Source organism: Tamlana crocina, assembly GCA_040429635.1.
In the GTDB taxonomy this organism is placed as follows: domain Bacteria; phylum Bacteroidota; class Bacteroidia; order Flavobacteriales; family Flavobacteriaceae; genus Flavisericum; species Flavisericum crocinum.
In genome coordinates, this window is sequence record CP158972.1 from 1,067,132 (window position 1) to 1,079,693 (window position 12,562).

At 39.4% G+C, this 12,562-nt stretch carries 10 protein-coding genes and 1 riboswitch; of the genes, 9 read left to right on the plus strand and 1 reads right to left on the minus strand.

Translation table 11 applies throughout. The features are described from left to right. Positions 1-3: 3 nt before the first annotated feature. The gene (locus ABI125_04775) at positions 4-1,179 is read right to left on the minus strand and encodes a 2-isopropylmalate synthase (GenBank protein XCF07169.1); all 1,176 of its coding nucleotides are present in this window, start codon (positions 1,177-1,179) and stop codon (positions 4-6) included. 149 nt (positions 1,180-1,328) lie between these two features. Here ABI125_04775 and ABI125_04780 point away from each other — a divergent pair, with 149 nt between their 5' ends. From ABI125_04780 to cysD, 9 genes are all read left to right on the plus strand, one after another. Then, positions 1,329-2,882, plus strand: a complete 1,554-nt coding sequence (locus ABI125_04780; GenBank protein ID XCF07170.1) for a hypothetical protein — start codon at positions 1,329-1,331, stop codon at positions 2,880-2,882. Between the two features lie 94 nt (positions 2,883-2,976). Further along, positions 2,977-3,089, plus strand: a riboswitch (SAM riboswitch). 115 nt (positions 3,090-3,204) lie between these two features. Then, positions 3,205-4,479 carry an O-acetylhomoserine aminocarboxypropyltransferase/cysteine synthase family protein gene (locus ABI125_04785; protein ID XCF07171.1) on the plus strand — a complete coding sequence of 425 codons (1,275 nt, stop codon included), beginning with the start codon at positions 3,205-3,207 and terminating at the stop codon, positions 4,477-4,479. Positions 4,480-4,542: 63 nt separating this feature from the next. Beyond that, the gene (gene thrA / locus ABI125_04790) at positions 4,543-7,941 is read left to right on the plus strand and encodes a bifunctional aspartate kinase/homoserine dehydrogenase I (GenBank protein ID XCF07172.1); all 3,399 of its coding nucleotides are present in this window, start codon (positions 4,543-4,545) and stop codon (positions 7,939-7,941) included. Positions 7,942-8,065: 124 nt separating this feature from the next. Then, a complete protein-coding gene (locus tag ABI125_04795) occupies positions 8,066-9,238 on the plus strand; it encodes an aminotransferase class I/II-fold pyridoxal phosphate-dependent enzyme (protein XCF07173.1) in 1,173 nt (390 codons plus the stop codon). A 6-nt stretch (positions 9,239-9,244) separates the two neighbouring features. After that, positions 9,245-10,045: a PhzF family phenazine biosynthesis protein gene (locus ABI125_04800; protein ID XCF07174.1), complete on the plus strand. Its 801-nt coding sequence runs from the start codon at positions 9,245-9,247 to the stop codon at positions 10,043-10,045. 18 nt (positions 10,046-10,063) lie between these two features. After that, positions 10,064-10,483, plus strand: coding sequence for an Rrf2 family transcriptional regulator (locus ABI125_04805; GenBank protein ID XCF07175.1), 420 nt, complete (start codon positions 10,064-10,066; stop codon positions 10,481-10,483). A 174-nt stretch (positions 10,484-10,657) separates the two neighbouring features. Next, positions 10,658-10,903, plus strand: coding sequence for a DUF2061 domain-containing protein (locus tag ABI125_04810; GenBank protein XCF07176.1), 246 nt, complete (start codon positions 10,658-10,660; stop codon positions 10,901-10,903). 15 nt (positions 10,904-10,918) lie between these two features. Then, positions 10,919-11,539: a phosphoadenosine phosphosulfate reductase family protein gene (locus ABI125_04815; GenBank protein XCF07177.1), complete on the plus strand. Its 621-nt coding sequence runs from the start codon at positions 10,919-10,921 to the stop codon at positions 11,537-11,539. Positions 11,540-11,549: 10 nt separating this feature from the next. Continuing rightward, the gene (gene cysD / locus ABI125_04820; protein ID XCF07178.1) at positions 11,550-12,455 is read left to right on the plus strand and encodes a sulfate adenylyltransferase subunit CysD; all 906 of its coding nucleotides are present in this window, start codon (positions 11,550-11,552) and stop codon (positions 12,453-12,455) included. The last annotated feature ends 107 nt before the right edge of the window (positions 12,456-12,562 follow it).

Below are 12,562 nucleotides of genomic sequence, written 5' to 3' on the forward strand. Positions count from 1 at the left end.
GGTTTAAGCAGAAGTGATTTCTTTGTACACTTTGCTGTTTTCTATAATGTAATGGATGTCGTTATCATCAACTTCTTTTTTAGTATCGGCAAAATCTAAGAAATTAGCATAGATTTCATCCAATTGAAGCTTGGTTAATTCATATCCAATATTTTTTGCTCTGTAAGCTAATGCGGCTCTACCACTTCTGGCAGTCAATACAATAGCCGATTCTGTAACACCAACATCTTTAGGGTCGATGATTTCGTAAGTTTCACGGTTTTTGATTACCCCATCTTGATGGATGCCCGAACTGTGAGCAAAGGCGTTGGCCCCTACAATAGCTTTGTTGGGTTGGGTGTAAATACCCATGTTATCTGAAACTAATTGGCTAATGCCATAAAGCATTTCAGACTTTATGTTGGTATCCAAATTTAAATAAGGGTGCTGCCTTAAAATCATTACCACTTCTTCTAAAGCAGTGTTTCCTGCACGCTCGCCAATACCGTTTATGGTACACTCAATTTGTCGGGCGCCGTTAATTACCCCTTCAATGGAATTGGCCGTAGCCAAGCCTAAATCGTTATGGCAGTGGCAGGATAAAATGGCTTTATCAATACCCTTAACGTTTTCCTTCAAATATTTAATTTTTGCACCATACTCGCTAGGCAAGCAATAGCCTGTAGTATCAGGAATATTCAATACGGTAGCACCTGCTTTAATAACGGCTTCACAAACTTGTGCCAAATAATCGTTATCGGTTCTACCGGCATCTTCTGCGTAAAACTCAACATCTTCTACAAAAGTTTTAGCATAGCTTACTGCTTTAACAGCGCGCTCGATAATGGCCTCTCTGTTAGATCTGAATTTGTGTTTTATATGGGAGTCCGAAGTACCAATACCAGTGTGTATTCTTGGCGTTTTAGCATACTTTAAAGCTTCGGCAGCAACTTTTATATCGTTTTCTACTGAGCGCGTTAAACCGCAAACGGTAGCGTTTTTTACTATTTTGGAAATAGCTTCGACCGATTTAAAATCACCGGGGCTAGACACCGGAAAACCAGCTTCAATAATATCAACCCCTAATTTATCCAGCTGCTCGGCTATGATTAATTTTTGGTCGGTATTAAGCTTGCATCCAGGGACTTGCTCGCCATCTCTTAACGTTGTGTCAAAAATTTGTACTTTGTTATCAGACATTTAATTAAAATATATTTTCTTTTTGTTCTACGAATGTATATTTTGGTTTCTAAAATACAGAATCCAACAAACTGTTTTTACGATGTTTAAGCGTATTGATGTTTAGTTAAATACTTGAAAAACAATACTTTAATCTGTTTATTATAACTATGACAAAAGAGCAAAAAGATAATTTGTTTGTTTTGGTGAAATCCCTTTCTAAGTCTGAAAAAAGGCAATTTAAGCTCTATGTGGGACGATTGGGAGTGAATGAAGATTCGAAATTCTTGATGCTTTTTAATATTCTCGATAAGCTTTCGGTGTACGACGAAGCTGCTATACTTAAAAAAGGGATTGTAAAAAAACAGCAGCTTTCTAATTTAAAAGCACACTTGTACAAGCAAATCTTAATAAGTTTACGGTTAAACCCTTCCCACCAAAATGTAAGGATTCAAATTCGCGAACAGTTAGATTTTGCAACTATTTTATACCACAAAGGGCTTTATAAACAAAGCTTAAAAATTTTAGATAAAGCGAAAAACTTGGCCATTGCGCATGAAGAAAAGAATGCCGCCTACGAAATTGTTGAACTTGAAAAAGTAATCGAGTCGCAGTACATAACCCGCAGTTTGAGCAATCGAGCCGACGAGCTGTCCATCCAAGCCAAAGAACTAAGTCAGCAAAATGTTTTGGCCAGTAAACTGTCTAATTTGTCGCTGCAATTATATGGGTTGTTCCTAAAAACAGGTTACATTAAAAACGACGAAGAACACCAAATTGTTACCAAATATTTTAATGACCGATTGCCAAAATACGACATCAATAAATTGGGCTTTCGAGAAAAACTTTGGCTCTACAAATCGTACTTGTGGTACAGTTTTTTAACAGTCGATTTTTTATCGTGCTACAAGTACGCCTCCAAATGGGTCGATTTGTTTTATGATAACAAAGATATGATTGTGCTTAACCCAGTATTCTTTTTACGTGGTAATCACTATTTGTTGGAAGCTTTGTTCTACTTGCAGCAATACGAAAAGTTCAAAACAGCGCTACATCGTTTGGAAGAAATCACCCAAGAGAAATGGTTTCCATTGGACGACAACAACGAAAGTTTAGCCTTTTTATATGTTTACAATAACAAGTTCAATCTGCATTTCATGGAGGGTTCTTTTAAGGAAGGGCTGCCCTTAATTGAAGAGGTTTTGGAGCGGTTGAAAAACTACCAAAACCGCATAGACGAGCACCATATTATGGTGTTTTACTATAAAATAGCCAGTATGTATTTTGGTGCTGGCGAAAACAAAAAATGCATACAGTTTTTAGATAAAATTATTAGTAACAAGTCTTTGCAAATGCGAGAAGATTTGTTGTGTTTTTCGCGTATTTTGAATTTGGTGGCGCATTACGAAGCAGGTCTGGATTATAATTTAGATGCCTTGATTAGGAGCACTTATAAGTTTTTAATCAAGATGGAAGATTTGTACGAAGTGCAAAAAGAGTTCATCAAGTTTTTACGTGGTTTGGGCGATATTTATCCGCATGAAGTGAAAAATGAATTCATTAAACTGCATAAAAAACTAAAAGAATTTGAAGACGATCCTTACCAAAGTCGGGCGTTTTTGTATTTAGATATTATTTCTTGGTTGGAGTCTAAAATACAGAACAGGCCAATAGGTTTGGTGATTAGAAATAAGTTTCACCAAAGGCGCCACGAGAAACCATAATACCGACGAAAAAGTAAATTTTCCCTTAAAAAATTTGGATATTAACTTTTTCTGAACGAATATTTGCATTCACGAAGTTCAAACACTTATTGAGATGTTATCAAGAAAGGCGGAGGGATTAGACCCAATGAAGCCTTAGCAACCCTTTATCTGTAAAGAAGGTGCTACATTCTGCCACATAGCCTAGTGCTGTTGGATAGATAACCACACAGAATTACTTCAGGTAGTTTTATAAATTCTTCATAACATTTTTCTAATAAGTACACTTTTTTAAGTGCATTGACTTTATATTATTTTTGTTAAATAAGAAAAAAATAGAAAAATGAGTAATCAAAAATTAGCAACAAATGCTTTACATGCTGGGCATGATGTAACAACCAATGCAGGAACAAGGGCTGTTCCTATTTATCAAACTACATCTTATGTGTTCAACAATACAGACCATGCAGCCAATTTGTTTTCATTACAGGAATTAGGGTTTATTTATACCCGTTTAAATAATCCTACCAACCAAATTTTGCAAGAACGTTTGGCAGCTGTTGAGGGCGGTATTGGCGCTGTGGTGTTCGCTTCCGGAACCTCGGCAATTTCTACTGGTTTGCTTACTTTGTTAAAAGCTGGTGACCATATTGTAGCATCAAGCAGCTTGTATGGAGGAACTTATAACTTGTTGAACGTAACGTTGCCAAGGTTGGGCATTACTACAACCTTTGTAGATGCCGATAACCCAGATAACTTTGCAGAGGCAGTTCAGGATAATACCAGAGCATTTTTTGTAGAATCTTTAGGAAACCCCAAGCTGGATGTGTTGGATTTAAAGTCTATTTCGGTGCATGCTAAGGCTGCTGGGGTGCCTTTTATTGTAGATAACACCGTGGCAACTCCCGCTTTGCTTAACCCGATTGAGCATGGCGCCAACATTGTAATCCATTCGTTAACAAAATACATTGGTGGTCAAGGTACTTCTTTAGGAGGTGCTATTATTGATGCTGGTACTTTCGATTGGACCAACGGAAAGTTCCCGGAGTTTACAGAGCCATCGGCAGGTTACCATGGTTTAGTGTATAGCGAGGCACTTGGGGCAGCAGCCTACACATTCAAATTAATTTTAGAAGGCTTAAGGGATTTAGGTGGCGCATTGAGCCCTACCAATGCTTTTAACATCATCCAAGGGTTGGAGACTCTGCCAGTTTGTATAAAGCAGCATAGTGAAAATGCACTTGAAATAGCTAAATGGTTAGAAGAGCAGCCAGAAGTGGCGTGGGTAAATTATCCTGGTTTAGAAAGCAGTAAGTATAAAGAATTGGCCGATAAGTATTTGCCAAAAGGGCAGAGTGGTATTGTAACCTTTGGTGCCAAGGGCGGATTTGATGCGGCAAAAGCCATTTCAGATAACACCAAATTATTCTCGTTATTGGCCAATATTGGAGATACCAAATCCCTAATTATTCACCCAGCGAGTACAACCCACCAGCAATTAACTGAAGAACAGCAAGCATCAGCAGGTGTTTCAGGTGATTTAATTAGATTGTCGGTTGGAATTGAGGATGTTGAGGATTTAAAAGCCGATTTAAAAGAGGCTTTCGCAAAAATATAAACTTAAAAATGAGAGGCTCCGTTGGGTAGCAATATTCAGCGGAGCCTTTAAAACAACAAAACATTGAAGCACCCGTTGCAACATATCAATATTAAAAATTATACCACCGAAAGTGGTGTGCTCGTTTCAGAGCTTAAACTGAGTTACCAGGTATTCGGACAAACATTGGGCGAGGCGCCTATTATCCTTGTAAATCATGCCTTAACCGGGAATAGCAATGTGGCCGGTGAAGATGGCTGGTGGAAAGATTTAATTGGAGACAACAAAGTAATCGATACCAATTTATACACCATTTTGGCTTTTAATATTCCTGGAAACGGTTACGATGGTTTCATAATTAAAAATTACAAGGATTTCGTAGCGCGGGATGTGGCCAACATCTTTTTATTAGGGCTCGAAAAACTGGAAATAAAAAAAGTTTTCGCCACTATTGGCGGCTCTCTTGGTGGCGGTATTGCTTGGGAAATGGCAGTGAACAACCCCGATTTTACTGAGCATTTAATCACTGTAGCTACAGATTGGAAGGCTACCGATTGGCTCATTGCCAATTGCCAAATTCAAGAACAATTTCTATTGAATTCCAAAAATCCGGTGCACGATGCCCGAATGCATGCCATGTTGTGTTACCGCACGCCCGAATCGTTTAAGGAACGTTTCAAACGCTCCAAAAATGAAGATCTGGAGATTTTTAATGTGGAAAGTTGGTTGCTTCATCACGGAAAAAAATTGCAGGAACGGTTTCAGCTTTCTGCCTATAAATTGATGAACCAATTGCTGAAAACTATCGATGTTACGAAAGGCCGAGCGAACGATTTTAATGTTTTGGATAACATCAAAGCCAACATACATATTGTTGGGGTAGATTCCGATTTGTTTTTTACAGCTGAAGAAAACCGTGAAACCCATAAGCAATTGGCTTTAACGCACCCAAATGTAACTTATAATGAAATACATTCGGTACACGGGCACGATGCGTTTTTAATGGAATACGAGCAGTTGGAAAAAATTATTGAAGGCATTTTTGTGCCAGATTCAAAAAGAAAAAGAATGAAAGTATTGAAGTTTGGAGGGAAATCGTTAGCTAACGGAAAAGGGTTGGAAACGGTGCTTTCAATTATAAAAAATAAAGTAGAAGCGAACGAACGTTTGGCGGTTGTGGTATCGGCAAGGGGTTCGGCCACAGATGATTTAGAGGCGATTTTAAACAAAGCCCTAAAAGGAAAACCCTATCAAGAAGAGTTGGAGGCCTTTAAAGCTTACCAAACACAGCCATCAAAAACCATCGATTTTTCAGAAGAGTTTTCGGTTCTCGATAAGTTGTTTGAGGGTGTAAGTTTATTGCGCGATTACAGTAAAAAAACAAAAGACAATATTTTAGCACAGGGCGAATTGTTATCGGTTAAGCTCATTGCCAATTTGTTGAATGAGCAAGGCATAAAAGCCAAAGCTACCGATGCCCGCGAATTGATAAAAACCGATGAGGCTTTTGGTAATGCACAGCCGTTTTCAAAGCTGTCTAAAGAAAATACCGAAAAGTATTTCAAGGATAATAAAGATGTGGTGAATGTGGTAACTGGTTTTATTGCATCCAATTTAAAGAACGAAACCACAACTTTGGGACGCAACGGCAGCAATTACACGGCAGCACTTTTGGCCAATTTTTTGGATGCCGAAGAATTACAAAATTACACCCACGTAAACGGTATTTATACCGCCGACCCTAGTTTGGTGGCCGATGCCGAGCAGATTCGTGAACTCTCGTACAGTGAGGCCAACGAATTGGCTAATTTCGGAACTTCGGTGTTGCATGCCAAAACCATTATTCCGTTGGTTGAAAAGAATATCAACCTTCGTATTTTAAATACCTTCAATCCAGACGATGAAGGAACATTGATAACGGCCAGGCCGAGCACAAAAGAGGTCACCTCGCTATCGGTTCTCGATAATGTAGCGTTATTGAATTTAGAAGGGCGCGGATTGTTAGGAAAAATTGGTGTCGATGCCAGAATTTTTGGGGCGTTGAGTAACCATGGCATTAGCGTGAGCATTGTGTCGCAAGGTTCTTCGGAACGCGGTATTGGTTTAATCATTGATGCCGACCAAGCTACACAGGCGGTAATTGCCCTGGAGCGTGAGTTTGAAAGCGATTTCTATTCTCAGGATGTCAATAAAATTGATGTGGTAGACGATGTAGCTGTAATTTCCATTGTAGGTATTGAGCTTAGTTCGTTCCACAAGCCATTCAATGCCTTAATCAAAAACCAAATTACCCCATTGCTTTTCAACAATACCGTAACAGGTAAAAATGTGAGTTTGGTCGTTAAAAAGAATCAATTGCATAAAGCGGTGAATGTTATTCACGGTGAAGTTTTTGGGATTTCAAAAAAGATAAACATTGCCATTTTTGGCCACGGCGGAGTTGGTGGTGCGCTGATCAATCAAATTTTAAAATCGAAAGCCGATATTGAGAAACGAAAAGGTATTAACTTAAATGTGTTTGCCATTGCCAATTCCAAACAGGTGCTTTTAAACCGAAACGGTGCCGCAAAAACTTGGAAAGAAGATATTGCCAAGGTGAGTAGTAACCTTTCAGTTGAAGATATTATCACTTTTGCAAAAAATCATCATTTGGAAAACCTTATCGCGGTTGATAATACGGCGAGTTCAGAATTCTATAAAAACTATGTGCCGTTGGTTGAGGCTGGCTTCGATTTAGTATCGTCTAACAAGATAGCAAATACCATTTCGCACAATTTTTACAGAGATTTGCGCCTTCAGTTAAAAGAGAACAATAAGCAATATTTGTATGAAACTACGGTTGGTGCGGGGTTGCCATTAATTGATACCATTAAGCTGTTGCACGAATCGGGCGAGAATATTACACGAATCCGAGGCGTGTTTTCGGGAACCTTAAGCTATTTGTTCAATAATTTTTCGGTTCAGGACAAACCGTTTAGCGCAATAATTCAGGAAACCATTGATAAAGGTTTTACCGAGCCCGACCCGCGTGAAGATTTTTCAGGGAACGATGTGGCTAGAAAATTGTTGATTTTAGCGCGTGAGCTGGATTTGCAGAACGAATTTGAGGATGTTTCGGTTCAGAATTTAATTCCAGACGCTTACCAAAACATTTCAGTGGAGGAATTTTTAAGCCAACTGAATGTGTTGGACAAGCAGTACCAAAAGATAAAAGACTTCCAAAAACCGGGGCATGTGCTTAGGTATGTGGGTGATTTAAGTGGCGACCTTTCTAAAGATAAAGGGACTTTGGAAGTGAAATTGGTTTCTATTCCCGAAGACAGTACTTTGGGGCATGTAAAAGGCAGTGATGCCATTTTCGAAATATTCACCGAAAGTTACGGTGCACAACCTATCGTAATCCAAGGTGCTGGTGCTGGTGCTGAGGTTACGGCCAGAGGTGTGTTTGGCGATATTTTAAGGTTGTCGAAACATATAAATTAAGATTCATGGTGTCATGCTGAGCGGAGTCGAAGCATCTCTTTTAGCATGAATAAGAATAAATAGTCATTAATGCACGAATAGTTGCAAAAATTGATTCGTGAATTTGTGGCAAAAAATGAATGAAATGAGCGAGAAGAAAAAACAATTTGAAACAGAAGCCATTCGCACGCAAACCGAAACCACGCAGTTTTCAGAGCATTCTGTACCGTTATATTTAACATCGGGGTTTGTTTTTGATGATGCAGAAGAAATGAGGGCATCGTTTGCCGAGGAAAAACAGCGCGATCTGTACAGCCGTTATGGCAACCCTAACGTCAATGAGTTTGTTGACAAAGTTTGCGCTATGGAAGGCGCTGAAGCCGGTTTCGCTTTTGCTAGTGGCATGGCTGCCGTATTTTCAACCTTTGCAACCTTGCTGGAGGCTGGCGATCATGTGGTGTCATGCAGTTCCGTTTTTGGTGCCACCCACGGACTATTCACAAAATATTTGCCGAAATGGAATATTGAATGCACCTATTTTAATGTGGGCGAAGTAGATTCGGTTGAAAGTTTAATCCAACCCAATACCAAATTCATTTATGCTGAAACCCCAACCAACCCAGGAGTTGACGTGTTGGATCTGGAATTTTTAAGCGCAATTTGCAAAAAGCACGATATCCTTTTGGTGATAGACAATTGCTTCGCCACCCCATATTTACAAAACCCTATTAAACACGGTGCGGATTTGGTAATCCATTCAGCTACCAAATTAATGGATGGCCAAGGGCGTGTACTCGGCGGGGTTACCGTAGGCAAAAAAGAATTGATTCGAGAGATTTATTTGTTCTCAAGACTTACTGGTCCATCTATGAGTGCGTTCAATGCTTGGGTATTGTCAAAATCATTGGAAACACTTGCGGTGAGAGTAGAAAAACATTGTGAAAACGCCTTGAAAATCGCTACTTATTTGGAGGCGCATCCTAAAGTAAAATGGGTAAAATACCCGTTTTTAAAGTCGCATCCCAAACATGAGGTGGCGAAAAAGCAGATGCGTTTAGGTGGAAATATTGTGGCTTTTGAGGTTGAAGGCGGTTTGGAAGGTGGAAAAACGTTTTTAGACAGTTTAAAAATGTGTTCGCTTTCGGCTAATTTAGGAGATACTAGAACCATCGTTACACACCCTGCAAGTACCACGCACGCCAAAGTTGAGCCCGAAGTAAAGGCCGCTGCGGGTATCACTGACGGTATGGCGCGCGTTTCAGTGGGGTTGGAGCATGTCGATGATATTATTGCCGATTTAGAACAGGCGCTTAAATAATTTAAAGTGATAAACAGCAAAACCATATTTCAAGTGGATGCCTTTGCCGATGAAGCCTTTAAGGGCAACCCGGCTGGGGTGATGATTCTCGATGCGCCCTTGTCGGAAGATTGGATGCAAAATATGGCTGCTGAAATGAACCTATCGGAAACGGCCTTTGTCGTGCCCAACGGTAAAGACTACGATATTCGGTTTTTTACGCCTGCGGCAGAAATTGCATTGTGCGGACATGCCACTTTGGCTTCTGCGCATATTATTTATCAATTGGGATTGAAAGCTTCAGACGAGAGCATTCATTTTAAAGCAAAGGGCGGAAACTTAACCATAACGAAGAGTGACAAGTTTTTAGCGATGGCTTTTCCGCAGTATCGTTTCACTAAAACAGAAATACCAACAGCTTTTAAGGAAATTATCGGTTTTGAGCCCGTCGAATTTTACAAAAGCGATGACCATTGGATGCTTGCCGTTGCTGAAAATCAACAGCAAGTGGAGCATTGCCAACCTAATTTTGAAGCACTAAAGTTGAATGGGTTGGGACGGTTAATTGTAACTTCAAAAGCAAATAGCAATGATGTTGATTTTGTGGTACGGTGTTTTGTGCCCGATATGGGAATAAACGAAGATCCGGTAACGGGTTCGGCGCATTGTGCCTTAACACCATTATGGTCTGGTAAATTAGGAAAACAAGAATTGGTATCGCATCAAATATCAAAACGAGGAGGTGTGTTAAAAGTAGCTGTAGTTGGGGATAGAGTGGAAATAAAAGGACAGGCCGTAACGATTTTTGAGGCTCAATTGAAAATATAATTTCCATATCTTAGCAGCATGTTATCCAAAAAAACAAAGTATGGCCTAAAGGCGCTTACGTTTATTGCCAGAAGGGGTGAAGACACGCCAGTACAGGTTGGGGAAATAGCCAAAGCAGAATTTATTCCGCAGAAATTTTTAGAAAGTATTTTGCTTAGCTTGCGTAAGTCGGGCATACTCGGCTCAAAAAAAGGAAAGCATGGTGGCTATTATCTAAGAAAGGAACCTTCGGAAATTTTAATGACCGAGGTAATGCGGATTTTGGAAGGCCCTATTGCCATGGTACCCTGTGTAAGTTTAAATTATTACGAGCCTTGCGACGACTGCCCCGATGAAGCACTTTGTAGCGTGAACAAACTAATGATTCAGGTGCGCGACAGTACACTCAATGTGTTTAGAAACACTACCTTAGCCGATTTATCGAACGAAAAGCGCTAAGGATTCTTCAAATTTAAAAACCATTTATTGTCAATATTATTCCGTTTGTCGAAAAAATACATCATTATCCTAAAAATAAGATTTCAGTATTTGTCATCTAAAAAAAAGTATTACTTTTGTAATCCCTAGTAAATTGATAGGATTAATATAATTCAATGACAAATGATAGGACAGATGTTACTAAAAGATAAAGAAAAAGCCACTTATAAAGAAGACCGCACCAGTGAAAAGCCTATTAGAAGTGTAGTTAAATCTTTAAGTTGGAGAACTATAGGTACTATAGATACTATATTGATTTCTTGGATTATAACCGGAAAATTGGATTTGGCTTTTTCAATTGGAGGTATCGAGCTGATCACCAAAATGGTATTGTACTTTTTCCACGAGCGCGTTTGGAATTCAATAAAGTGGGGGAAATAAAATTTTAAGGAAACGATGTTTACAGAAAACCAAATAAAAGAATTAAACGAAGCATTTAAAGATGCTGCACCGGCCGAAATCATAAAAAAAGCTTTCGAGCTTAATGAAGAGGCGGTAGTTACGACTAACTTTAGACCCTACGAAGCGGTCATTTTGCATGCCGTAAGTTCGGTTGAAGCTAAAATACCAGTGGTATGGTGCGATACGGGTTACAATACGCCACAAACGTACAGGCATGCCGAGCAGATAATAAAAGATTTAGATTTAAACATCTTTTTATATGTGCCAAAACAAACGTCTGCACACCGCGATGTGGTAATGGGCATTCCTTCGGTAGATGCACCAGAGCACGCATTGTTTACAGAGCAAGTAAAGTTGGAGCCGTTTAGAAGAGCTATGGAAGAGCACAAGCCGAAAGTTTGGTTCACTAATTTGCGCCAAGGGCAAACCGCTTTTAGGGACAGTATTGGCATTTTTAGTTTGAGTAAAGATGGCGTTTTAAAAGTGAGTCCGTTTTATTATTGGTCCGACGAAAAATTAGATGGTTATTTGGAAGAAAACAAATTGCCTAACGAGTTTAAATATTTTGACCCAACAAAAGCATTAGAAAATAGAGAGTGTGGTTTGCACGCTTAAAAATAAGATTATGAAGAAAGATACATCACATATCAACTCGCTAGAAAACGAAGCGATTTACATTATGAGAGAAGTGGCGGCACAGTTTGAAAAACCAGTGTTGTTGTTTTCAGGAGGAAAAGATTCCATTACTTTGGTAAGATTGGCCGTTAAGGCATTCTATCCTGCAAAAGTGCCATTTCCTTTAATGCACATCGATACGGGGCACAACTTCCCAGAAACGATTGAATTTAGAGATCGCTTGGTGGAAGAATTAGGTTTAGAACTTATTGTTCGTAACGTTCAGGATTCTATCGATCAAGGAAAAGTAAAGGAGGAGTCTGGTCGTTATGCGAGTAGAAACCAATTGCAAACCACTACACTTTTAGATGCTATTGAAGAATTTAAATTCGATGCTTGTATTGGTGGTGCGCGTCGTGATGAAGAAAAAGCGAGAGCAAAAGAGCGTATCTTTTCGGTACGTGACGATTTCGGTCAGTGGGACGAAAAAAATCAGCGTCCGGAGTTGTTCGATATGCTGAATGGTCAAATCGAGTTGGGGCAAAACGTTCGAGTATTTCCAATTTCAAACTGGACAGAGTTGGATGTTTGGTCGTACATCGAAAAAGAAAACATCGAAATTCCATCCATTTATTTCGCCCATAAGCGTAAAGTATTCTTAAGAGATGGTATGATTTGGTCTGCTGATGACGATGTGGTTTACAGAGATGAAGACGAAGAAGTAATCGAGGAAATGGTGCGTTTCCGTACCGTTGGAGATATGAGCTGTACAGCAGCAGTGTTGTCTGAAGCTTCAACCATTTCAAAAGTTGTAGAGGAGATTAGAGACTCTACAATTTCTGAGCGTGGAGCGAGAATTGACGATAAGCGTTCGGAAGCCGCTATGGAAAAACGTAAACAACAAGGGTATTTCTAAAATAGCTAATAGTTGTTGGTTATCAGTTACTGGTAATTAGCAATACGCACAAAATTTCAAAAGATTAAAAATTAAGTTGTTGAAGATTGAAAGGCGACTCAGAGAAA